The organism is Lactobacillus sp. ESL0263 (assembly GCF_003692845.1).
Lineage (GTDB): Bacteria > Bacillota > Bacilli > Lactobacillales > Lactobacillaceae > Lactobacillus > Lactobacillus apis.
This window is the reverse complement of the sequence record NZ_REHL01000004.1, coordinates 39,366-63,960: the sequence shown is the minus strand read 5'-3', so window position 1 is coordinate 63,960 and position 24,595 is coordinate 39,366. Positions and strand designations below refer to the sequence as shown.

The 24,595-nt window shown below is 35.8% G+C and carries 21 protein-coding genes; 4 read left to right on the top strand and 17 right to left on the bottom strand.

Translation table 11 applies throughout. The features are described from left to right. Nucleotides 1-172: 172 nt before the first annotated feature. The 4 genes from F5ESL0263_RS02290 to F5ESL0263_RS02275 are packed head-to-tail and all read right to left on the bottom strand — an operon-like array spanning nt 173 to nt 3,042. Nucleotides 173-826: an amino acid ABC transporter permease gene (locus F5ESL0263_RS02290; protein ID WP_046306301.1), complete on the bottom strand. Its 654-nt coding sequence runs from the start codon at nt 824-826 to the stop codon at nt 173-175. 16 nt (nt 827-842) lie between these two features. Next, nucleotides 843-1,481: an amino acid ABC transporter permease gene (locus F5ESL0263_RS02285; protein WP_046306299.1), complete on the bottom strand. Its 639-nt coding sequence runs from the start codon at nt 1,479-1,481 to the stop codon at nt 843-845. After that, complete coding sequence (locus F5ESL0263_RS02280) at nt 1,478-2,293, bottom strand: glutamate ABC transporter substrate-binding protein (protein ID WP_122034519.1); 816 nt, start codon at nt 2,291-2,293, stop codon at nt 1,478-1,480. Before F5ESL0263_RS02280 ends, F5ESL0263_RS02285 begins: the two co-directional genes overlap by 4 nt. Nucleotides 2,294-2,304: 11 nt before the next feature. After that, nucleotides 2,305-3,042, bottom strand: coding sequence for an amino acid ABC transporter ATP-binding protein (locus F5ESL0263_RS02275; protein ID WP_046306293.1), 738 nt, complete (start codon nt 3,040-3,042; stop codon nt 2,305-2,307). A 329-nt stretch (nt 3,043-3,371) separates the two neighbouring features. Here F5ESL0263_RS02275 and F5ESL0263_RS02270 point away from each other — a divergent pair, with 329 nt between their 5' ends. Beyond that, nucleotides 3,372-3,815 carry a GAF domain-containing protein gene (locus F5ESL0263_RS02270; RefSeq protein WP_122034517.1) on the top strand — a complete coding sequence of 148 codons (444 nt, stop codon included), beginning with the start codon at nt 3,372-3,374 and terminating at the stop codon, nt 3,813-3,815. A 97-nt stretch (nt 3,816-3,912) separates the two neighbouring features. On the opposite strand, the gene F5ESL0263_RS02265 is transcribed toward F5ESL0263_RS02270, so the two are convergent. The 3 genes from F5ESL0263_RS02265 to F5ESL0263_RS02255 all read right to left on the bottom strand — a co-directional run bounded on the left by F5ESL0263_RS02265 (nt 3,913) and on the right by F5ESL0263_RS02255 (nt 9,137). Continuing rightward, entirely contained in the window at nt 3,913-6,582 is a 2,670-nt protein-coding gene (locus F5ESL0263_RS02265) for a calcium-translocating P-type ATPase, PMCA-type (protein WP_122034515.1), read from the bottom strand. 178 nt (nt 6,583-6,760) lie between these two features. Continuing rightward, a complete protein-coding gene (locus tag F5ESL0263_RS02260) occupies nt 6,761-7,933 on the bottom strand; it encodes a nucleoside transporter C-terminal domain-containing protein (protein ID WP_074425675.1) in 1,173 nt (390 codons plus the stop codon). A 10-nt stretch (nt 7,934-7,943) separates the two neighbouring features. Further along, a complete protein-coding gene (locus tag F5ESL0263_RS02255) occupies nt 7,944-9,137 on the bottom strand; it encodes a bifunctional UDP-sugar hydrolase/5'-nucleotidase (RefSeq protein ID WP_158593014.1) in 1,194 nt (397 codons plus the stop codon). A 207-nt stretch (nt 9,138-9,344) separates the two neighbouring features. Here F5ESL0263_RS02255 and F5ESL0263_RS02250 point away from each other — a divergent pair, with 207 nt between their 5' ends. Further along, a complete protein-coding gene (locus F5ESL0263_RS02250) occupies nt 9,345-10,706 on the top strand; it encodes a PTS transporter subunit EIIC (protein ID WP_122034510.1) in 1,362 nt (453 codons plus the stop codon). A 75-nt stretch (nt 10,707-10,781) separates the two neighbouring features. On the opposite strand, the gene F5ESL0263_RS02245 is transcribed toward F5ESL0263_RS02250, so the two are convergent. Further along, nucleotides 10,782-13,184: a phosphoketolase family protein gene (locus tag F5ESL0263_RS02245; protein ID WP_122034508.1), complete on the bottom strand. Its 2,403-nt coding sequence runs from the start codon at nt 13,182-13,184 to the stop codon at nt 10,782-10,784. Nucleotides 13,185-13,470: 286 nt separating this feature from the next. On the opposite strand from F5ESL0263_RS02245, the gene F5ESL0263_RS02240 reads away from it, so the two are divergent. Both F5ESL0263_RS02240 and F5ESL0263_RS02235 read left to right on the top strand, forming a co-directional pair. Further along, nucleotides 13,471-14,235 (top strand): DeoR/GlpR family DNA-binding transcription regulator, encoded by a 765-nt coding sequence (locus tag F5ESL0263_RS02240; protein WP_074425679.1) that lies wholly within the window; start codon nt 13,471-13,473, stop codon nt 14,233-14,235. A 4-nt stretch (nt 14,236-14,239) separates the two neighbouring features. Then, entirely contained in the window at nt 14,240-14,617 is a 378-nt protein-coding gene (locus tag F5ESL0263_RS02235; RefSeq protein WP_122034506.1) for a bacteriocin immunity protein, read from the top strand. An 81-nt stretch (nt 14,618-14,698) separates the two neighbouring features. On the opposite strand, the gene F5ESL0263_RS02230 is transcribed toward F5ESL0263_RS02235, so the two are convergent. The 9 genes from F5ESL0263_RS02230 to F5ESL0263_RS02190 all read right to left on the bottom strand — a co-directional run bounded on the left by F5ESL0263_RS02230 (nt 14,699) and on the right by F5ESL0263_RS02190 (nt 24,586). Then, nucleotides 14,699-17,308 (bottom strand): glycoside hydrolase family 38 C-terminal domain-containing protein, encoded by a 2,610-nt coding sequence (locus tag F5ESL0263_RS02230; protein ID WP_122034504.1) that lies wholly within the window; start codon nt 17,306-17,308, stop codon nt 14,699-14,701. 76 nt (nt 17,309-17,384) lie between these two features. Continuing rightward, nucleotides 17,385-18,257 (bottom strand): fructokinase ScrK, encoded by an 873-nt coding sequence (gene scrK, locus F5ESL0263_RS02225; RefSeq protein WP_122034502.1) that lies wholly within the window; start codon nt 18,255-18,257, stop codon nt 17,385-17,387. Nucleotides 18,258-18,262: 5 nt separating this feature from the next. Continuing rightward, the gene (locus F5ESL0263_RS02220; RefSeq protein ID WP_122034499.1) at nt 18,263-18,643 is read right to left on the bottom strand and encodes a VOC family protein; all 381 of its coding nucleotides are present in this window, start codon (nt 18,641-18,643) and stop codon (nt 18,263-18,265) included. Nucleotides 18,644-18,656: 13 nt separating this feature from the next. After that, nucleotides 18,657-19,430, bottom strand: a complete 774-nt coding sequence (locus F5ESL0263_RS02215) for a Cof-type HAD-IIB family hydrolase (protein ID WP_122034497.1) — start codon at nt 19,428-19,430, stop codon at nt 18,657-18,659. Nucleotides 19,431-19,436: 6 nt separating this feature from the next. Continuing rightward, nucleotides 19,437-20,831 carry a family 43 glycosylhydrolase gene (locus F5ESL0263_RS02210; RefSeq protein ID WP_122034494.1) on the bottom strand — a complete coding sequence of 465 codons (1,395 nt, stop codon included), beginning with the start codon at nt 20,829-20,831 and terminating at the stop codon, nt 19,437-19,439. A 15-nt stretch (nt 20,832-20,846) separates the two neighbouring features. Continuing rightward, a complete protein-coding gene (locus tag F5ESL0263_RS02205; RefSeq protein ID WP_122034492.1) occupies nt 20,847-21,896 on the bottom strand; it encodes a PTS fructose transporter subunit IIC in 1,050 nt (349 codons plus the stop codon). 27 nt (nt 21,897-21,923) lie between these two features. Beyond that, the gene (locus F5ESL0263_RS02200; RefSeq protein ID WP_122034490.1) at nt 21,924-22,238 is read right to left on the bottom strand and encodes a PTS fructose transporter subunit IIB; all 315 of its coding nucleotides are present in this window, start codon (nt 22,236-22,238) and stop codon (nt 21,924-21,926) included. 10 nt (nt 22,239-22,248) lie between these two features. Then, the gene (locus F5ESL0263_RS02195) at nt 22,249-22,716 is read right to left on the bottom strand and encodes a PTS sugar transporter subunit IIA (RefSeq protein WP_122034488.1); all 468 of its coding nucleotides are present in this window, start codon (nt 22,714-22,716) and stop codon (nt 22,249-22,251) included. Then, nucleotides 22,709-24,586, bottom strand: a complete 1,878-nt coding sequence (locus F5ESL0263_RS02190) for a transcription antiterminator (RefSeq protein ID WP_122034485.1) — start codon at nt 24,584-24,586, stop codon at nt 22,709-22,711. The genes F5ESL0263_RS02195 and F5ESL0263_RS02190 overlap by 8 nt, the downstream gene beginning before the upstream one ends. Between the last annotated feature and the right edge of the window lie 9 nt (nt 24,587-24,595).

Genomic DNA, 24,595 nt, shown 5'->3' with positions numbered 1-24,595 from the left:
AGATAAGTGTATATTTTTAATCTGTCAATACTTTTTCTAAAAAAAATCTAATTAATCGCTTATTTATAATTGGATACTTAGTCATAAAATGCTTTATATCAGCAAAAACACACAAAAAAAGGATTTCACAGTGTGAAATCCTTTTTAAGAAAATAAATCAAAATATTTAATTTTAAGTCAAATGTTTTCCAATTACGTTGCCAATCACTGAAAGTGTAAAGCAGACGATGAAGTATAGTACTGCTAAAGCAGCAAACATTGGCAAAATATAATTAGAATTTTGTCCATAAATAACTTGTGCATGCTGCATCATTTCTGGAACAACGATAATTGTTGCTAACGAAGTATCCTTAATTAGCGAAACAAATTGACTAATAATTGTTGGAATCATGTTCTTATATGCCTGTGGCAATACAACATGCCATAATGCTTGAACAAAGGACATTCCCGTTGATCTTGCACCTTCCATTTGTCCGGTAGAAACTGATTGAATTCCTGAACGAACTATTTCTGCAATCATGCTTGATTCAAAGACCGTCATTGCAATAACTGCTGCTGGAATCGTTTCTGGTCTTAACCCAAAGTTTGGCAAGCCAAAGTAGGTAAAGAAGATAATCAAAAGTAACGGCACGTTACGGATAATATCAATTATAAAACCAACGATTTTTGAAACAAACTTGATTTTTGAATATCTAATAATTCCCAAAATTGAGCCAATAATGAAACTCAAAATAACTGAAATTACTGAAATATAGATAGTAACCCAAAGGCCCATTAATAGAAAGTGCACGTTTAGCCATGAAAAGGCGCTAATCCAATTTTGCATTTCACTGAACCTCCTCTCAGGCTAATTTCTTTTCCAAATACTGCATGTAGTAGCTAAGTGGTAATGTAACAATCAAATACAAAACCCCAACGACTAAATAGCTGTTAATCTGGTCAAATGTAGTCGAAGCAATTGAGTTTGCTTGGTACATTAAATCAAATCCTGCAACGAAGGCAAGAACTGATGAGTTTTTGACTAAGTTAACAAACTGGTTTCCAAGTGGTGGAATAACGATCTTAAATGCTTGTGGCAAAATAATGTAACGCATTGCTTGCCAATATGTCATACCTGTAGAACGAGCACCTTCCATTTGTCCACCAGAAACAGATTGGATTCCTGAACGAATCGTTTCAGCAATAAATGCAGAAGTATAAAGCGTTAAACCAATTGTTCCTGCAGTAAAGCCATTAATCTTCATCACATATTTTGGAATTACAAGATAGAAGAACATCGTAATTACCAGCAGTGGAATGTTACGCAATATTTCTACGTATGCACGTCCAATGAAGCGAGCTATTTTACTAGGAACAACTTCCATAATTGCAAATACAGTTCCTATAATCAAACTGAAGAATAATGCAATCACACTTGAAAGTATCGTCCAGCCTAAACCAACAAATAATTGACCACTAAATCTTGTAAAAATATCAATCATCGGCGATACAGCTCCTTATACTTAAATCCTGGAACATCGCCAAACCACTTTTTGATTAAGCGGTTGTATTCACCATCGTGCTGCATCTCAAGAACTGCCTTGTCAACAGCCTTAGTAAATCCGGTTTGTCCCTTATTAACCGCAACACCATAAGGTTCAACAGTGAAAGTTCCACCACGAACTTCATAGCCTGGGTTCTGAACTGCTAACCCAAATAAGATACCATTATCAGTAGTCAAAGCATCACCTTGTCCTGATTTCAGTGCATTCATAGCTTGAGCATAATCTTGTAGTTCAATCACTTTTGCCTTAGGAGCTATCTTTTTAATGTTGTCTACTGAATTAGCACCAACTACCCCAATAACAGTCTTACCATTTAAATCTTTGACACTTTTAATTGAGGAATTTTTAGCAACTAATATTGACTGACCGGCATCAAAGTATGAGTGTGAAAATGAAATAATCTTTTTACGCTCTGGAGTGATCGTCATCGTAGCAATTATTGCATCGACATTACCATTCTTCAAAAGCGGTATTCTTGATTGTGACGTGGTTGTGACAAATTCTGCCTTGCCTTTAGGTCCTAAGATACGCTTAGTAATTGCCTTGGCCATGTCAACATCAAAACCTTTTTGTTGACCATCACGGACATCAATCAAGCCAAAAAGTTTAACATCACCTTTAACACCCCAAGTAATCGTATTAGACTTTTTAACATTATCTAAAACAGATTGATCACTTAAGCTCTTACCACATCCAGTTAGCATCAATACGCATGCTAGTAAAGGAAGCAACCAAAATTTCTTTTTCATAATCGGCCTCCTTAGTGAGAGATGATCTTACTCAAGAATTGTTGTGCCCGTACTGTCTTAGGTTGTTCAAAGAAACTTGCGCTATTCTCATCTTCAACAATTTGACCTTGGTCCATGAAGATAACTCGGTTGGCAACCTCTTTAGCAAAGCCCATTTCGTGGGTAACAATCAAGGATGTCATTCCGCTCTCATTTGTAACTTTCTTAATAACTTGCAAAACATCATCAATCATTTCTGGGTCAAGCGCACTAGTTGGTTCATCGTAAAGAATAAGCTTAGGACGCATGGCCAATGTTCGAGCAATGGCAACACGCTGTTTTTGACCACCTGAAATTTGTGAAGGCATATTGTGTGCCCATTTTTCCAGACCAACCATTTCGAGCAGTTCCATTGCTCGTTTTTTGTTTTCTTCTTCTGGAATATGGCTAACAATTCTTGGTGCCAACATAATATTTTCAAGTACATCTTTATTTTTGTACAGGTTAAAGTGCTGGAAAACCATCCCAACATCACTTCGAAGAATGTTAAGGTTAGTCTTTGGATCAGACAAATCATGACCGTTAACAATCAACTGACCTTTTTGGATTGTTTCAAGGCCGTTCACGGTACGTACTAAAGTACTCTTACCTGAACCTGATGGTCCAATTAAAACCACCGTCTCCCCTTCATCAATTTCCAAATTAATGTCGTGCAGTGCATGAAAATGGCCATAATATTTTTGCACGTCATGGAACTCTATCATCGACATTGTTATCGCCCCTTTCATTATCTTGCAATAAAATAAGTCATTGAGACCATTTTACTATAGCCGTTAAGATTTTTAAAAATTATACACCTTTTTTAATGAAAATTTATACAATTTTGTAATTTATTTCTTACAAATCACAAAGTATCTTAGGTACCAAATCATTGTTAAATCTTATATTAGCAATGATTTTAACCCTACTACACATTTCATTATAGCTTTTTTATAACGGCTTGTTCAATCTTACACATTTGAAATCAAAAAGTAAATACTTTGTTTGACTTTTAAAAGCTACATACTTAGTTTAGACTTAGTCAAAAAGGAGAAAGCTAATGGACAAACTTGAACGTTATCACCTGCTACTTAAACAAGCACAAAGTCTACTTGAAGATGAGCACGATTTGATTGCTAATATGAGTAATATCAGTGCCCTACTGTTTAATAATCTGCCTGATGTCAGTTACGCTGGCTTTTATCGTTATCAAAATCATGAATTAATTTTGGGACCTTTTCAGGGTCCTGTTGCTTGCATGCACATTCCAATAGGCAAAGGTGTTTGCGGTACAGCCGCTAAAACAAGAGAAACGCAAATTGTTCCTAATGTTCATGAGTTCGCTGGCCATATTGCTTGCGATGCTGCTACTAATTCAGAAATTGTTATACCAATTACGAAAAATGAAGATTTGATTGCTGTCTTAGACCTTGATAGCAAGGACTTTGCACGTTTTGATGATATTGATGCTGAATACCTAACTAAAATTGCCTACTGTATTTAAACTAACTTTTTAAAATTAATAAATGCCAAAGAAAAACTGGTAAACTACTACTTTTATAGCGTAATTTACCAGTTTTTTAGTTATTCTTTTTGCTATTTTATTTTTGTCCAGCTTGACGTTGGAAGAATTTAACAATTTCGACAATGATAATCATACAAGTTCCTGCACCTAAGACAATTAACCATTGCATGCCATTTAATTCTGTAACATCAAAGAACTTAGTCATAAATGGTAATTCTACTGCGGCCATTACTATTGCTGAAATAAGGATAGCCCAGTTAAACCATTTATTTGTAAGTGTATGCTTAGAAAAGATTGATTGATGGATATATTTTGAGTTAATCGCATGGAATAATTGGATTAATCCTAAAGTCAAGAATGCCATAGTCAACGCATCTGCATGCTGTAAGTTAGCACTGTTAACATGAGGACCAAATTTCAAGCCTAATTGATAAGTTGCTAAAACTAAAATACCTTCCAAAATTCCTTGGTAGACGATTGAACTAGAAACACCACCACTAAAGAAATTGGATTTCCGACCACGTGGTGCCCTCTTCATGATACCTTTTTCCACTGGTTCTAGCCCAAGCGCAATAGCTGGTAGTGTATCAGTAACAAGGTTGATCCAAAGAAGTTGAACGGGTGCTAAAATGTCCCAGCCAAGCATTGTCATCATGAACACTGTCAAAACTTCACCAACATTACAACTCATCAAGTACAGAATTGCCTTTTGAATATTGCTGAAAACTTTACGGCCTTGCTTAACAGCTTCAACGATTGTGGCAAAGTTATCGTCGGCCAAAATCATATCGCTGGCACCCTTGGAAACTTCAGTACCTGTGATACCCATGCCGATACCAATATCAGCTTGCTTCAAACTAGGGGCATCATTAACACCATCACCGGTCATCGCAACAATTTTACCACGGGCTTGCCATGCCTTAACAATTCGAACCTTGTGCTCTGGCGAAACACGAGCATAAACACTGTAATCAGGTACATGTTCTTGCAAGTATTCATCACTAACTTCATCAAGTTGAGCACCAGTAACCACGCGTTCATCCTGGCCTGGTTTTAGAATTCCAAGTCGCTCAGCGATTGCTTGTGCGGTCACTTGGAAATCTCCAGTAATCATAACTGTTTTGATTCCTGCATCATGTGCTTCTGCAATCGCTTTTTTAGCTTCAGGTCTTTCTGGATCAATCATCCCAACCAAGCCGACAAAAATTAAATCTTGTTCAACGTTATCAGTAGAAGGAGCATCGTATAGCTGATCAACTGTTTTATACGCTAAACCTAAGACTCTTAAGGCCCTTCTTGCCATTTTTTGGTTAGAAAGTAAAATTTCTTCTTTTTGTTCAGCAGAAATCGGTTCTACCTTGCCATTAACTTCTATTTTAGTAACTCGTTTAAGTAATTGGTCAGGTGCTCCCTTAACAGCAACAAAATATTGTCCACCATTTTCATTAACCGTACTCATTAATTTACGGCCAGAATCAAAAGGAACTTCTTGAACCCGTTTGTGCTGGTCAAGTAGCTGATGAACATCAATCTTTTGATCTAAGGCATATTGAATAAGTGCCGTCTCAGTTGGATCTCCCAACAATCTATTTGTGTCATCAAGCTTAGAGTCGTTAGCTAAAACCATTGACAACAACGTAGGGTTATCTTCAGAAATCTTCTGGTCTGCTTGATGAGCTTCATTGTCATAGTAGACCTGCTCAACTGTCATCTTATTTTGAGTTAATGTACCAGTTTTATCTGAACAGATAATATCAGTTGCACCCAAAGTTTCAACTGCAGGTAATTTACGCACAATCGAATTGTGCTTAGCCATTACTTGCGTTCCAAGCGCCAAAATGATTGTAACAATTGCAGGTAATCCTTCTGGGATTGCCGCAACTGCTAACGAAACTGCAACTAAGAACATATCAATTGCTAATTTTTGTGTTGGCTCTGTACCCTGCTTGGTAAAGAAACCGACAACGAAAACAACCGCACAAATCAGCAAGATCATAATTGTTAATGTCTTACCTAATTGGTTAAGGTTACGCTTAAGTGGTGTATCCGTCTCATCGGTATTGTTAAGCATGGTGGCAATTTTACCGACTTCAGTATTCATCCCAATTTCAGTGACAATTCCTTCACCACGACCATAGGTAACATTGGTGTTGGCAAACGCCATATTATCCTGATCGGCTAAAGCAACTTTATCCTCATTAATTTGGTCGTGCTCTTTATCAACAGGTACTGATTCCCCAGTTAATGCAGACTCCTCAATCTTCAAGCTCTTAGTAATTGTCAAACGCAAGTCTGCTGGAACGACATCACCAGCTTCAAGTAAGACAATATCACCTTGTACTAATTCAGTACTTGGAATCTCAACCACTTGCCCATTTCTTCGCACGTGTGCATTTGGCGTGGCCATTTTTTTCAGAGCATTAATTGCTTCTTCAGAACGAGTTTCTTGGAAAACACCTAAAACAGCGTTCAGGATAACAACAACCATGATAATCGCAGCGTCTGTCCACTCTTGAGCGACAAAGCCTGATAAAAGCGCAGCAATGATCAAAACAATGATCATAAAGTCCTTAAATTGTGCAATAAAACGTTGCAACATACTGGTTTTCTTCTTACCAGCAAGACTATTAGGACCATATTTTTCCTGAAGCTGCTCTACTTGCTCCGAATTCAAACCATTTTCACAAGATGTTGAAAGCTCTTGTTCAATATCTTTAACTGACTGATTATAAAAATTTTGGGGCATTTTTTCCTCCTAAAAATAAAAAAGAGACTTATATGTTTAACACACACAAGTCTCACTAATTAAGATAAGTCCAGAAGTATATCTTCGGTTGTTGGGCTTATCGCAGGTAATTGCTGTTACTCCCTTATGATGTTTTTATTATAAATAAAAATCTTCAGATTAACAAGGAGAAAGCTAATTAAAATGAATAAAATAGACCAGCCAATGCCCCATTAAGAATGCTGACTGCTGTTGCCACCAAAAATAGTCTTAATGCATGACTTGCAATAGCTTCACCATGCTCTTCGTCAACCATTGTATGCATGATACCTAAGGTAGTACCCAAGTTTGGTAAGTTAGCAAAAGAAATCAAGAAAACACTAACGATTGCTTGCGTCTTAAGCGGAACTGCGTGCATATTAATTTGGTTTATCGCGACAAAGATATTGGTAAATGCTTTGGTAGCCAGAACTGTACCAGCACTAACAATTGAATGTGGATCTACTCCCATGATAAAAGCTACAGGAGCACAAACATAACCAATTAAGGCCGTTAAGGTTTTACCACAAACTGATTTGAAAATAATGTTGACAAAAGTAATTAACGAAACAAAACCAATAATTGAGATTGAAATGTTAATTGCCAGTTTAAATCCAAGGTTCATGCTGTCAATCAACCGCGTAATCAATGACTTTTGATTAGTGTTCTTAGTCGAAATTTCATAATTAACTTGCGAAATATCGTATGGTGCAACTATTTTAGCAACAATAATCGAAGTGAAGAGGTTAAGTATCAAAGCAACAATAATAAATTCAGATTTAATAATATGCATATATGAAGCAATCATTGTTACTGTAGTATTTGATAAAGTATAAATTGATAGTGTAAATAATTGGTTTGGTGACATGTCTTTCATTTGATCCTTAAAAGGAACAAAAACACCATTACTTACAAAAGGATAACTTAAAATCGTAAACGCATTAATTTCATCAATATGGAACAGCTTTTTCAGAACTTTACCAACATATTTAATAATAAAAGGTAAAATACGCAAATACTGCAACAATTCAATCAGTGCACAAATAAAAATCAATGGTAATAAGACATTTAAGAAAAATTGTGAAGTAGCACCAGGATTTTTTAAATCACCGAAAACGAAGTTTACACCCTTACTACTAGACTGACTGATAATGTTTAAACTACCGGATAATCCCTTAATGATCCAATTACCAATTGTTGTCTTTAAAATCAAAAACAGGATTACTAATTCTGTTACAAAAAGATAAATAAGTGATTTGTAGTCGATGTGCTTGCGATCAAAACTTACCAGATAAAGTAGACCCAACACTATAATAATTCCAATTACTCCCATTACTTTCTCCCTAATTGCGCTGCGTTAAATAGTATGAATATTCATCAAAAATATTATCAACAAATTGGTCCGTCAACCGATATTCTGGTACTTCATAAGAATTCGTCAGAACCAAAAAGTCGTGAGCATTAGAATCATAATTTTCTTGCTTAAGAGCCCAATCTTGTTGGCTGAAAACCTGATATTCTGACGAAGTCAGGCGATAAATTCTAACACCATATGGAATGGTAAAAGAATCTATTACTTGCTGCCTAGTTTTCCCTTTTAAGCTAATAAAAATTCCTAAATGCTCGCGAGCAAATTTTTGTTTTAAAAACTCTACTAAATGACTGAGATCAAAATCTTCTGCAAGCCAATTTTGATAATCTTCTTCAGAATAAAAATTACCTATTTTGGCTGGCAGAGTCTCAGTTAAGACGATTTCTTCTTGACGTTTTACAATTTCATTTTGATCGTTAAATTCAAACGTCATGTGACCAAAACAATTACCTCTGTATCCGCCTTGAACAACAAGGGTATCACCTATTTGTCCATGATTGATACGGTGCTGGTGACCACAGCTAAAACCATCAATGCCTGGTGTTTGCGATACTAATTTAAAAGTTTCGTCCTCACCAGTTGCATAGTTAGTTTCATCATGTGTCCTCAAATCACGTTCAATCCCACCGTGATAGCCGACTAAAATCAAATCGACTTGGTCGCGTAAAGCTGCTACCTGTTTTTGTAATTCAGGTAATGCTTCCTTAACGACTACTCCAGTGGTTACATCAAAGTCACTGATCATTGACATTCTACTTGTCAGTAAACCAATTACTCCCACTTTGATGCCATCAATTTCTTTAATGGTAGAAGGTGGAAAAATCCAATTTCCCTCTTCATCAAAAACATTACAACAAACATAGTCAGCATTTAAATGGCTAACCTGACGCTTTAAATAATTCAGTCCATGATCAAAATCATGGTTCCCAGGTACCATGACATCAAATCCGACCTTATTGGCATAATCTACCATTGGAGATACTTGCATTTGATCACAAAAATAAGTGGTCAAAGGATTACCAACAAAAAAGTCCCCACTATCCATTAATAGCGAGTTAGGATATTTTTCCTTTATTCCTTGCAACGCTAAGGCAGGTGGCTGCCCCTCATTAGAAATAAAACCATGGATATCTGTCGTAGTTAACACATTTACTAGTTTATTCACTGTTTCCTCCTTTTTTAAATTTGTTAAAAAATACCAACAATTTAATTTTATACTAAAGGATTTATAAATAGCAATATACTTCTAAAATGTTCTTTTTAAGTTCATTGACAATTACTATAAAGTTAAATTATAATATTGCTTATTTTTTAAAATATAATGAGATAATACAAAAGTTATTCTCATTAATTTTTATAAGTGGGAGAATGTATGAATAATATTAATGGTGAATCAGAGGCAATTTTAAAATATGTTGGAGGACCAGATAACGTCAATAATTTGGTCCATTGTGTAACTAGATTGCGCTTTGACTTAAAAGACGATAGTAAAGTCGATAAAGACAAATTGAATTCCTTGCCTTGCGTTTTAAGTGTCGTTAAAAGTGGCGGTCAAGAGCAGGTCGTAATTGGTACTAATGTGGCAGACTATTATGATGTCATTCAGAAAAAACTGAGTGATCATAAGACAGCTAACTCTAAAGAAGAAAAAACAGATAAAAAAGCTAAGTTGTCGATAACTAAAACTATTTCCGGAGCCTTTATGCCACTTCTTTCGGTGATGGCCGGGGCGGGAATGGTAAAGGCTGTTCTAACAGTTTTAGCTAATTTGCATTGGTTATCTGAAACTAGTACAGCCTATCTTGTCTTATCTGCAGCTGGCAACTCAGTCTTTTACTTCCTACCTATTTTCGTCGGTATTACTTTAGCCAAAGAATTTAAAGCAGACCCATTTGTCGGTGGGGCTTTGGGTGCAGCATTGTTAGAACCAAATTTTACTCAGTTGGTCGGAAAGCACGGTCTTAGTCTTTTTGGCATGCCATTAGACGCAATTGACTATTCCACCACAGTATTTCCAATTTTCGTCATCATTGGAGTTTACATTTTACTTGATCGTTTATTGAAAAAGATTATTCCGCAACAAATTCAGATTTTCCTGAATTCAATGATTTGTTTAATTATCTTGGTACCAGCAACTGTACTAATCTTTGGTCCATTTGGTGATACTGTAGGTAAATGGATTTCAGCTATTATCATGTGGTTATTCGGTAAAAGCAGATTAGTTGCTGGCTTGCTGCTAGGCATGGTCTATCCTTTCTTAACCGTACTTGGTTTACACTGGGGCCTAGTGCCAATCACATTGCAAAACCTCAAAATGTACGGTGGTGATGTAATTGGTGGTGTGGCAGTTGCAGCCGTTTGGGCACAAATCGGTGTTTCCCTCGGTATCTTTTTATACAGTTTACTCAAAAAGAAAGATGCCAAACTCAAGGGACTATCAGGATCTGTTACAATTACAGGTATTTTTGCCGGTGTAACTGAACCTATTTTGTACGGTTTAATTATGCCCTCAAAGAGATTAATGATCATCACAGCAATTGCAGGTGGGATTGGTGGTGCCATTAATGCCTCACTTCACGTAGTTGTTCGAGCATTCCAAATTGACAACATTTTCTCAATCTTGATGCTAATGTATAAGCCAATTGGCTTTATGATTTTAGGTTCCGCAATATCTCTAATTACGGCAGCAATATTAACCTTCTTTTGGGGAATCAATCCAAAAGATCAACAATAATTTTCAAAGCAAAAAACGTGGTTCCGGGTGGAATCACGTTTTTTATTTATAAGTAAAATGAGATGTACACTTAATTTATTTTAAGCCTGTCCATTTCCATTCTGTTACTTCTGGCATATCTTTACCATTGTCACGAATGTATTGGTGGTGCTTAGCTAATAAGCGATCCATTTCTGCAACAAAGCCGGCGCTCTTTTCAGCGTATTCTGGCATACTCAAGACTGCATCCTTTGCTAAATGGAAACGATCAAGTTCATTAACAACTCTCATGTCAAATGGAGTAGTAATGTCGCCTTCTTCTTCATAGCAGTGAATATGAACATTGCTACGATTACGACCAAACCAGATTGATTGCATCATTGCCTTGTAGCCGTGCCATGCAAAAATTACTGGCACATCAGTAGGGAATAATTCTTCAAATTCTTTGTCGGAAATTGCTTCTGGATTATCTGTTGTATTCATTAACTTCATTACATCAATGACGTTAATGTAACGAATTTTCATTTCTGGGAAATTCTTATGCAAAATATCAATAGCAGCTAAAGACTCCATAGTTGGCTCAGTTTCAGTTGAAGCAAAGACAACATCAGGCTTAGCATTTTGATCAGTTGAAGCCCAATCAATATATGATAAACCATGGTTAGCAATCTTAGTTGCTTCATCGATTGAGAACCATTGTGGACGTTCTTGCTTAGAAGTAACCAAAACGTTGATACATTCACGATCAGTAAATGCATTTTGAGATACTGCTAATAAAGAGTTCGTATCAGCTGGTAAGTACTCGTGAATCAAATCTGGACGATTCTTTTCATATAAGTGAGTTAAGATACCTGGATCTTGGTGAGTATAACCATTGTGATCTTGTTGGAAAACAGTTGAAGTTGCAACAAAGTTCAAAGATGGGTAATCCTTACGCCAATATTGTTCCTTGGCTTTTCTTAACCACTTCATGTGCTGGGTTAACATCGAGTCAACAACACGTCCAAATGATTCGTAAGTTGCAAAGAAACCATGACGACCAGATAAAACGTAGCCTTCAAGCCAACCTTCGTCTTGATGTTCGGATAATTGAGAATCAATTAAACGACCACTTGGTGCCAAGTTCTCATCGTTTGGTGTATGAACTGAACCTTCCCATTGACGCTTTTGCTCATCAATAAATTTGAACAAACGATTTGATTTAGTTTCATCAGGTCCAAAACCACGGAAATTGTCTGGGTTAAGTTCTGCAATTTCATTCAAATATTTTGCCCATTCAGTCATATCTTCTGCTTCAACTGAACCAGGTTGATCAAACTCTAAGGCATATTTACGATAATCTGGAAGGTTGAGGCGCTTAGCTTTGTCGCCACCACCATTTGTAATTGGGTTGACTGCCATTCTGCTATCACCAGTAACATTATCAGCAGTTACCAATTCAGTTGGTACACCATTTTCATCAAACAATTCTGCTGGTTTATAGCTTTCAAGCCAATCAACCAACATATCTTTATGTTCCATGTCATCTTGAGCAACAGGAATTGGAATTTGGTGTGCTCTAAATGAGTTTTCAATAGGATTACCGTCAAGATCAGTTGTAGGTCCTGTCCATCCCTTTGGAACGCGGAAGATAATCATTGGCCAATGTGGCAAAGTCTCATCATTATTTTCACGAGCATTCTTTTGAATGGCTTTAATTTCTTCAATTACAGTATCCATTAATTTTGCCATTTCTTCGTGAACTTGCATGTGATCTTTATAGCCGTCAAATTCACCACCATTATATGCAGAAATAATGTAAGGATGCCAACCCATACCTTCAAAGTATTTGGTTAGTTCTTCATCTGACATTCTTGAAACGATGGTTGGGTTAGAAATTTTAAAACCGTTGATTTGTAAAATTGGTAATACAGCACCATCTTTGATTGGGTTAATGAACTTATCACTAAACCAACTTGCAGCCAAGGGGCCAGTCTCAGCTTCACCATCACCGATTTCAACTGCTGCAATCACATCAGGATTGTCTAAAATTGCACCGGTACCATGTGAAAGTGAATAGCCAAGCTCTCCACCTTCATGCATTGAACCTGGAGTTTCAGGAGCAGCGTGAGAAGCAGAACCACCAGGAAAACTAAAGCGTTTAAATAACTTAGCCATTCCTTTTTCATTTTGTTGAATCTCAGGGTAAAGCTCACTGTATGAACCGTCAAGATATGAGTTAGAAACCATTACTTGACCACCGTGACCGGATCCTTCGATATAAAACATATCCAAGCCATACTTCTTAATGACACGGTTTAAATGTGCATAAATAAAGTTTTGTGGTGAAATTGTTCCCCAGTGTCCGATTGGTTTAGGCTTAACTTCACTTGCTTTAAGGTCATGCTTTAAAAGCGGGTTATCCATCAAAAAGAGTTGACCAACTGACAAATAGTTAGCTGCACGCCAATGGGCATCTACGCTCTTTAAAAATTCCTTTGAATCATAATCTACTGCCATATTATTTCTCCTATTTAGAAATTATTTACTTAAACTTTCTTTATACGGTTATTATACCAATTTTGTATTCAATATCAACCATTTTTAAAATTGGTTCGTTCCAATTTTAAAATAAGCATTTAAGTAAATTCCTTTTTTTAAAATATTGATTTACCAGTCTTTTCAACTTTAAACTTCAGTATAATTTTAGTTAAACACAAATAAACGCATAAAATCCAATATGAAATACTGACTATTTGATTCTTAAAAAAATAAAAAATGCTAGATTATTTTTAGGAGAAATATTATGACTCAAGAAGAACGAATTCGTGAAATAAAAAAATTACTAGAACAAAAACATCACTTAGTTACAAAAGATTTAGCAGACTACTTTAATGTTTCATTTGATACAGCCCGGCGAGATGTTCTTAGATTAACTTCCACAGGTCAGGCGATTCGAGTTCACGGTGGGTTACTGGCTAACAGTCACGACAACGTACCTAATTTTATTACCAGGAATCACATCGACTCCCCTATTAAAACGAAAATGGCACAGATGGCGCTCCGCTTTGTTCATCCAAATCAATACGATTTTATTGGTGCTTCAACTACGCTGAAAAAGCTATGCGAGTTAATTTGTGGTATGGATCTTCAGATTGTGACAAATTCAATTGACAACTCCCTGGAATTGATGCAATCAAGACTCCCCGATGTTCGTCTATTAGGTGGAAAAATCGACAAAGAACATCGCTTTAATTATTCAGTCACATCGATTGATACTTTAAAGCGAATGAGCTTTAATACAGCATTTTTTGGCACATCAAACGTCAAAGAAGATGGTGCTTATCTCACAAAGATGAGTGATGCAGAATTAACTCGTGTCGCTGCTTCAAGGGCAAAACAAGTTGTGGTAATCGCAGAGAATTATAAGTTCAACAGTCAAAATACTTCTCCGTTTATGTCAATCCCCTTGAGTCAGATTGATGTACTTATTACTGATGATCCGTTACCTCAAGAGCTAAAAGAAAAATTTGCGCCTAAAACACAAATTATTTCTGTACTAAGGAAGTGATGTAATGAGTGTTCACTTAATCGGTGCTTCATCTCCAAAAGAAAAAAAGCTGATTAATGAAACATACAAAGAATTAGATCAATTTTATCGTAGTTTTTTTAATAATATTTATAACGAATTAAATATTGCAAAATATCGGCCAATTCGCGATGCAATCGGACTAGTTATGCGAAAATTCGAGTCAAATGATCATCCGCTACAATATACTGGCAAATTGGTGCTGTATATTCAGGCTAACACTGCGCTTAATCATTTGCGCTTAACCAATTTTCAGCAAAAGCTCCTACATAGTTTAAGTAACAAAACCAAACAGATAAGTTTAAATTTTGTTTACACTAGTCCCATCACGGACATAACCCAATTTAAATTTAGCAATATTTAATTTCCTTCTTTTACATAGAATGTATCCAAAAAAGCAAGTAATCCTGGCACCTATATGGTCCACTTTTACTTGCTTTTTATCTTATATTGAAAGTTTAATTGAAATTAAATCGTATGGAGAAATTTGCTGCTCGTCACTTGGCTCTTCAAGTGCGTTAACAACTTGACCTTTATCCCTAATAAAGTCTGGTAGTATAACAACTTGATTAGTCAAATTTTCCAATCTTAGAATATAACTATTTGAATCTGTCACCGAAGGATATAGCGCTGAAACCACTATTTCTTTCGGTAAGTTCAATAGTTCAATCTGTTCAGGTATCTTAGGAGTCCTTTCTGTTGCCCAAATCTTGTTATCTAAACGATTGATAAAAACATTTAGACCTTGTAACTGGTATGAAATATTTGGCTGCAACCATTTATTTGTCAATTGATTATTTTCTTCTTCACTAAATTTGCCATCATCAAGTTTAAATGCAAATACAAATTTATTTTGTCCCTTTTCTTGAGCTGAAGGTGTTGCCATCATAATATGCCCCTGACTAGTCGTGTCACCAGATGCTCTTCCAGGCCGCCACTTTAAATTAGGTTTTCCTAATTCTCCTGTTGTCGCCATCAGCGTAACTTTAAGGCTTCCGTCTTCATATTGATACTCTTTTTGACCATATCCCCAAAAAGTGAAATGTTTATCTGCATCAATTAAGTTAAGAGATTTATCAAAATTGTATAAATTGACTGGCTTCTCAACAAACTCTTTTTGCCAATCAGAATCAATTGGCTCGTTTTTAGTTGTAACATAGCCTGCCTGAATCTCTGCTCTGACTTCATCGGTATTTATTTGTGGTGAAAAACAAACTCTTAATCGATGAGAATTAATTTGATTATCAACCAGTAATTTAACCGCAACTTGTCCCAACTCATTAAACCAAATATCCAATGAATACGATAATTTACCATATCTAGGATTTTCATCTGTATAATCAACCAAATCCAGTGGTAAACTAGCACTTCCTCTCAGAGTCATTACATCATGCTTGCCTTTACTAATACCTACACTTTGAAAAGGTAGCTCCTGTTCTTTAAAGTCTTTATAAGGGGAAAAATCATATGTATCACCATCATTGGGCTGATCTAGTAAAGAAACAAAGTTTTTGATTTTAGTGCCGTCATTAATTAAGGTAATCTCACCATCACTAAATTCAATAGCTTGCTTGCCATTAGAAATAATGCCGTAACTACCAAATTTCCCCGCAGTAATTTCTGGTAATTTTTCATTGCTATCTATCACTTTGAAAACTTTATAGCCCAAGGCTGGTAATTGAACCTTACCTCTGACTCTTAATTCATAATAACTAGGTTCGTCAGTATAATCCTCTCCATGGGGTGTTTGCATTAAAATGTGCTCTCTTGCAGGGTGATACTTACTAGAAACAATTTCTGCATCTTCCATCCCCTTAATTTTGATTTTTTTGGTTGAAGCAACAATATCTACTTCTTTATAACCGTCAAATTCATGTGGATCTGTATTAAATACTAGTAATTGCGATGAGGTTAATTTTAAGTATTGGGCAATTTTTTTCTTAACCATGTTCTCAATCCCGTCAACTAGTTCATCAACTTCTTTATATCTCTGCCAAATATCTTTTGCTACATTTTCTGAAACACTGCCACCAAGAGAATCATGTGGTTGACACTTTAATAATTTTTTCCAAGCCTTGGTCAACAAACCATTACCGATATTAACTCCTACCTTGTGACCAATTACGCATAACGGCTCCACTCGTTTCAAAAGTTTCTGCTCTAATCTAAAATTTTCTCTCTTCAATTTGCTTCTGACTGAGCCAATTGACCGATGAACACGCGCATATGTAGGTAGGCGCAATTCTCCTTGATATTCTGGCAGACTCTCAGACCTATGACGAATTAATTCGACAAATTCAGGATAAGTAGAAATTTCGGTATGATATTCACTAATACTATTAATTTGCTCAACCGTCTGATTAATATTTTTAACTATATTCATCTGATCAATTCCAGAGGGAATTAAGACATCTTCATTTTGGTCATGCTCAGATTCAAATTTAATTGCTGGATCATATTTTTGTTCAACAAATTCATTTAACTTTTGTTTTGCTTCTGGCGTAATTTGACCTGTAAAATACCCAAATGGAAAATTAAGTGCAACTATTTCTTTGTTACCTAATCCATGCCAGCGAAAATAAGTCGAACCTGCTTGTCTTTTAAAGTTAATTCCTCGCCAGAAGACCATATTATCAATACCAACTTGTTTTAATAAGGTCGGCATCTGCGCATTAAAACCAAATGAGTCAGGCAAATAGCCAATCATCATTGGCTTGCCATAGTTTCCTTCTGTATCCTTAATGCCAATAATTAAATTGCGAATAATTGATTCCGCAGTTGGCACCAGAGCATCAGTTTGAGTATACCAAGGGCCAATAAATAGCCTACCTTCATTCACTAAACGTTGAATTCTGGCCTTAGCTTCTGGATGAATTGCAACATACTCATCAACAATTGAAACTTGTCCATCCAAGCAAAAATTTGCAGTTGGATGTGCTTCCAGTTCGTCTAAAACTTCTGTAAATAATTGCTCTCCTAAAACTTGCTCATCCATAATCGAAAAATACCATTCTCGATCCCAGTGGGTATGATTTACTAAATAAGCAGTTGTCATTTTTATCTCCTTTATTATTAAAAAAGAGTGCACGTCAATTAACAAGTTGGTTAATACATGTGCACTCTTTTTAGGATTATTGTTTTAATAAATTTTTAGCTAACGCAAAGTCGCCGACTGTAGCTGAGCCATTATTAGCAATAGCTGGCATAACAATGTACTGGTCTAAATTTGGGACTTTGACATAACTATTCAGCATCTTAGCAAAATCAGATCTGACTTTCTTTAAGAATGCTTCACTAACTACGCCCCCACCAAAAACAATTTTATCAGGACGTAAAATCAATGTAACTTGTAAAACTGCTTGGGCCACGTAATAACTCAATATGTTCCAAACAGAATCAGTCAATGGTACTTCTGATCCTGGCTTGCCAACTCTTGCCTCAAATGTTGGTCCAGACACAAGTCCTTCCAAGCAATCCTGATGAAATGGACATATTCCTAGAAAATCAACATCATCGGGATGCCTTTTTAACAAAACGTGTCCCATTTCTGGGTGTCCTTGACTGCCAACTAATTGACCATCAATTATGGCTCCACCACCCACTCCAGTACCAATCGTGTAGTAGACCAAGGAATCAATGTCTTCATTCGAAAGCAATGACATAACATATTCACCATATGCAGAACCATTTACATCAGTTGTAAAAAACATTGGAACATCAATGTCTTTTTTCAAAAAGCCAAGGAAATCAGTATTTTGCCATCCCTTTTTGGGCGTGTCAGTTATGTAGCCATATTTAGAAGCCGTTTTGCGTATTTCAATTGGGCCAAAAGAGGCTATTCCAATCGCTTCTACAGGATACTTTTTAAAAAAAGCAGTTACTTGCTGAAGAGTTTCTTGCGGAGTTGTAGTAGCTATTCTAATTGAATTTTTTACTTGATAGTTTTCATTGCCAACAGCACAAACAAATTTTGTCCCGCCGGCTTCTACTGAACCTAATAACATAATTTTTACTTCTTATTTCTTTGACAAATTTCAATAGTTTCATTATTAGGACCATAAAAGTTAAAGTAACTAATTCCATGCTCCCAAAAAGGTAAGTGCATCACCTGTTGATCAATTAGCTTAAAACCTGCATTTTTAATCTTTTCGAACGCTTCATCAATTTCATCGGTATCAATAGCATAATGGTTAATTGCACCATTTACCGGGTTGGTCTCAGCTTCCCAAACTTCAAGCATTAAATCTCCTAATTGGAAAAAGCCCGTCGCACTACCATTATTATCTTCCTGATTAATTAACTTAAAGCCAATCTTTTCATATTCAGTTACACTCTTAGCAAAATCATTAGTTGGAATCCCTACATGGGAAATCCCTTTAAAAATACTCATATTCAAAACCTCATTAAATCAAATTATACTTTTGTAAACCTTTAATTATCCCTAGTTTATCATTTGTATCAGTGACATACGTAGCAGAATTTTTAATTGCATCATTTCCATTACCCATTGCAATACCATAGTCCACTGCTTCAAACATGCTTAGGTCATTGTTACCGTCTCCAAAAGCGTAAGTTGGAACATGAAGATCCTCACTTTTAATTAGGTCAGAAATTCCTTTTCCTTTTGAATTACCTTTTAGAACTGTATCAATTGAATTAGGACCTGTTATCATAAAGTTTAATTCAGGGAAATGATCACTATACTGTTGATCAGCACAATGCGCAATTACCAAAATTTGATTAACGGGGTTTGTCTGGTAAAAATCGGGTGCTACTTGAGGAAATGATGAAGCAATGTTTTGATAAAAATGCCGAGATAGCGGCTGATCTTCAGAGATAGCAATTTGATCATAATTGTAAAAACCAATGATGTCATCTCTGCTGTTTGCATAAGTCAGTACCTGATGACACAAGAGTGAGGGAATAGTTCGATTAAACTTCACTTGACCATTAAACTCTACATATTGTCCATTAGTCGCAATCAGAGAATCAATTTCACATTCCGCCATAATTTCACGAACTTCAAAAGCGGCACGACCTGTACAAACTATTGGAATATTTCCGTTAGCTTTTAAGCTTCTTACAGCAGCACTTACTTCAGGTAAAACAGTAGAATTACTCGATAGAAGAGTTCCATCCAAGTCAAAAAATACTAGAGAATTAATTTTATCTGCCATAAACAATTACTTTCTCAAAGTAATATTTGAAAACTCTGCTTTACCGTTAGATACGGCTAATGCCACATCATCACCGAATTTTTGGTACACACGAGCAATTAAACTAATACCATTTACAACAATAACAGCTATGTCATCATCAACCATCAATTTAATGTGCATTTTTTCGAATTCACTCTTTGCAAGTGGGCGATCAAGTCCCTTATTCATCATTTGGAACCATGGCCACTCCGGACTTTTATCAAAGACAAGTCTCCGATCGTCAGCTGACAGCAAATATTGATATGATTCATCAGTTTCGACATTTTTAAAGAATCGCAAAGCAATATTGCTAATGTCGTCTTGACAAGTTACATCCATATCTAAAACAAAATGTTTACCAGCGTTTTGAGCAATTATTTTTTCAGTTCTTCCAGTTTGATTATCAATTGATAAATCAGTAAGGTGTGTTTCTTCTGTAAATTGGTTGGTTAATTCATCAGGTAATTTGGTAGCTAGAGTTCCATCATTTCTTTGCACTAATTCTAATGGAACATACGTACCGCCCCATTCCCAGTTAACCTTGTCACCTTTGCCTTCTTCTCTGGTCGGGACCCAACCAAATAAAACTCTTCGTTTACCATCAAAGGCCGTTCTAGCAGCATAATATGCACGACCGTCAAAGGAATCATCTTGAGGCTTTAACCATGGACCATCAATATTCTTGCTCATCCGGTACCTAGTTTTGCTTTGCTCGCTATATTCTGTATATAGTAAGTACCACCAATCTCCCATTTTAAAGAGATCTGGCATTTCCAGCCCTGTGTACAGATTTGGCGCAAAAAAGTCGCCTTGAAATGTCCAGTCTTTAAGATTTTTGGAAGTGAAGGAAACAATTCTGCCAGTTAATTTGGATTTTGGACCTGCTAATCTTGTCCCCAAAATCAACAAATATTCTTGCTTATCCTCATTCCAAATTACCCAAGGATCTCTCCAATCTGTTTTGTCATAACCTTCTTGAGCTGGTAATAACAATTTATCAACATTTTTTTGAAAATGATCGAAATCAGTACTTACACCATGAAGTAAGACTTGGGAAGCTCGTCCTTCCTGCTCAGCTTTTTTATTATAGCCTGTGTAAAAAGCTTGTACTTTTCCATCAGCTTCAAAAACAGATCCTGCATAAATCCATTGTGCTGGATCGTCTGCGCTACCTGCAGGTATTGCATCCCCATGATCCTCATAATTAACAAAATCAGTTGTAGTTGAGAGCGACCAGCCAAACGGTTCATCATTATCAGTTAGAGGACCTGGTTTTCTAGGATCTCTTTGGTGATACAAATAAAACTTTCCGTCTTTACCAAAGGGCATAATATCGCCCATCCATTTATCTTCTGTAGGTTTATAAAAAACTTTATACATTTTTTCTCCTTTTATTTAATTTGCCGCAGCTTCTGCTGCAACTTTTTGGTCACGATGCATTAATTTCTTAAGGAAATTGCACATTACTGCTCCAACTACAACGCCAATTACGATCGATAAGCAATACAGCAAAATATTTGAGTCAAATGGGGCCGCCATAAATGTTGATAGAGCTGTTTTTTGCGTTGTACCAAAGAAAGCGTTTAATGCACTAGCTAGTCCTGAGCCAACCATACAACTAGGAATAACAGCCAGTGGATCTGAAACTGCAAACGGAATTGCACCTTCTGTTGTGGCAATAATACCCATAATTAAAGCTGTAGTAGAATTTTCTTTTTCATCTTGACTATAATACTTTTTACCCATGAAACTTGCTAAAGCCATAATTAATGGAGGAATACCAATTGCAATAAAGCAAGCTGTACTAATTGCATATCCACCTGAAGTGTATGAAGCCATACTAAATGTATATGCAACTTTGTTGATTGGACCACCCATATCTGTAGCCATCATCGCTCCAATGATTGCAGCAACTAAGATTTTGTTTGAACCACTAATACTTGCTAGCCATGAAGTTAAACCATTTTGCATTCCTCTAACAGGATCGCTGAAGACATAGAAGATTACTAAACCACCAATTAACACTGAAGTTAGTGGAATGATGAAAATTGATTTTAGCGAAATTAAACTCATAGGCATTGGTAACTTTTTCAGCCAATATACTAAATAGCCGACTAAAACACCAACTACCATTCCACCAATAAAGCCCATACCTAATTTGTTGGCAACCAAGCCAACAATAAAAGCAGGCGCAAGCCCTGGTCTATCAGCAATCGAGTATGAAATATAGGCGGCGATCATTACAGGAATAAATCCTAATCCCTGCTGACCGATCATTCTTAAAATTCCCCAAATGTTACTGGTTTGATTCCAAACTCCGTTGCCACCACCAATAACGGCAATTGAAACAATCAGTCCGGAAGCAGAAACCAATGGAATCATGTAAGACACACCTGTTTGGAAGTGGTCTACTAAGTCCTTAAAAAATTGTTTTAACTTGTCCATTTATATAACCTTTTCTTTCTGTCTTTATCAGTTGTCAATAATTTCGTGCGCTTTTTCAATCGCTTTGCTACCGTCTTTCACGACCTCTGATGTTCCCATTTTCACGATTTTTTTACCATCAAAGCGTTCTTTTTCTCTAACATTTGTATCGACCGCAAAAATGACGGCATCTGCTTCAGCAATATCCTTAGCACTAAGTTTATTTTCAAAACCCATTGCACCTTGAGTTTCAACTTTTATTTGATCACCATTTTTTTTGGCATATTTCTTCAAGTTTTGTGCTGCCATATATGTGTGTGCTACTCCTGCAATACAAGCAGTTACTGCTACGAATTTACTCATAATTTTTCTCCTAATCTTCTTCTATTTTTTTAAAGATATTAACTAACTTATCTGGATCATTTTCTGCCTTGATTTCTTTGACAAAATCGTCATCCATTAATTTTCCTGCGACTGTAGCCAACATTTTCAGATGTTCTTTACCAGTATCTTTTTCTCTAGCCGCCATCAAAAAAATTATTGAAACTTTGCTACCATCTAAGGAGTTCCACTCTAGTGGCGTGGTTGTTTTTGCAAACATTAGAGACGCTACATTGACAGTAGAACTTTTACCATGTGGAATAGCGATATTATTGCCTATTCCTGTTGTTGTCTGACTTTCACGTTCTAACACATCATCTCTAAATTTTTTTGCATCACTTACAATTTCATTTTTTTCCATTATTTTTGCTAATTGCGTGATTGCATCTTCTTTAGAAGATGCATTTAAACCAATGACAATATTATCTTTCGAGATAAAATCATTACTTTTACTATTCAAATTCTTCACTTCCTAAAAGCCTAATTATTTCCTGTTTTGATGTTAATCTGCACAAACTTTTTAACATTTTTTTATCTTCAAGAATTGCATTGAAGTAGTTATAAATTTGGTCAATTGAGCCTTTGATACTTTCGTTCATTGCCATAAAGAAAACGATATTTACCTTACCTTTATCCCAATCAATACCATGTGAATTAAGATAAATTGCAATTCGAGGAGCTTTAACATATTTAATTGGCGCATGTGGCATTGCTACAAAATCCATTTCAGTACTTGCAACTTTTTCCCTTTCAATCGCAGCCTCTGCAATTCCAGAAAGTGCATAGTGTTTATCGCATAGACGTTTGCAAACTTTTTTTATTGCTTGATCTCGATTGATTTTTTGGTTATCAACTATGATTAAATCGGGCTCAACCAATTTCATAAATTCTGTTGCTTTTTCTTGAAATTTATTCAGCTTGTCAAGAGCAGTTTGTATCTTTCCTTTAGACTGAACGTCTAGAAATGGTGGTACAACTACTACATTTTTTTGCCTAATATCTAAATCTACTGTACTTATTATTAAATCTTCAGTAATTGGTGCTGCCATTAATTCAGAAACAGATACCACCCGGTTAACTTCTAGTTCATCAGAAAAATATTTCTTAATTCTTTGCTCTAAAAGTCTGGCAGTTCCCAGTCCTGTGCTACAAACAATTACTGTCTTTACTCTTTTTTCTTCTCTCCTTTCTAAGAAACTCTCAATATGTAGGGCAATATACGCAATTTCATCATCATTGATGCTTACTGAAAATCTTTTTTCGATTTCAATACTTAAATCAACTGCTTGGTTGTATGCATAAGGAAAGTTACCTTTAATACTATCTTTGTAAGGATTTTTTATACTAAGCCCCAGTTCAAATCGATGCAAAGCTGGTACTAAATGTAAAATCAAATTATTGACAAGTACTTCATCATAGTGGGTTAAATTGCTTTTTAGAAACTGGCTTAATTCCCCATTCTTAGAGTTTTCCTTATCTTTTTTTGGACTTGAATGTGCTTTTTGATCCGATTCAGCTGCAAGAATATGAATATTAATGTACGCCTGTTCAGCTACGGGAATAGCAAAACCAAAGTTTTCTTCAAGCAAATTTGAAAGCAAAATTGTATTTTTGGATAAAGGATGACTGCTCAGTTCAGAATCAGCCTTTATAATTTCCTTGTTCTTTATTCTTTGAATTGCAATCACTAGATGGACAGCCAAAGACTGAAACTGATAATCATTGAGTTTAATTGAACTGGCCTTCTGAAACTGATTAAGTGTAGTTACAACATCTTTAAAAATCACCTGATCAAAGATACTTTTCAGTTCATCTGGAACATTGATAACCATCTTTAAATCAGTATTATGTTTGACCTTTAAGCTATCACCCCAATAAAAGCCAAGGAGCTGCGTCATTAATTTTCTTCGAATATTTTCAGAAGCCTTAATAAAAATCCCCTTTTCATCACTCTGTAACTTAGCTCCTTGCTTTTCTATTAGACTTTTAATTTGCTTTAGGTATCCTTCCAAAGTTGTTCTACTCACATAATAACGATCAGAAAGTTTTTGAATTGTTATATGTTCATTAGTTGTTAATAGCAATGAAAGTATTGCCAATTTTATTTCTTGCGGGCTTTCATTATTTGCCTTTAGTTCACCACCTTGTAAAGAAGAACGAATTTTTGCGGTATCACCAGCAAAATAAATGCCTACGCTTTGTTTTCTAATGAGTTCGACATTAAATGGCTTAATTTCTTCGGCAATTTCATTTAAATACTTATTAACAGTCTTTCTAGACATTCCAATATTATGTTCAATATTTTTGTAATGAGTTACACCTTCATCCAAGATTTGCTT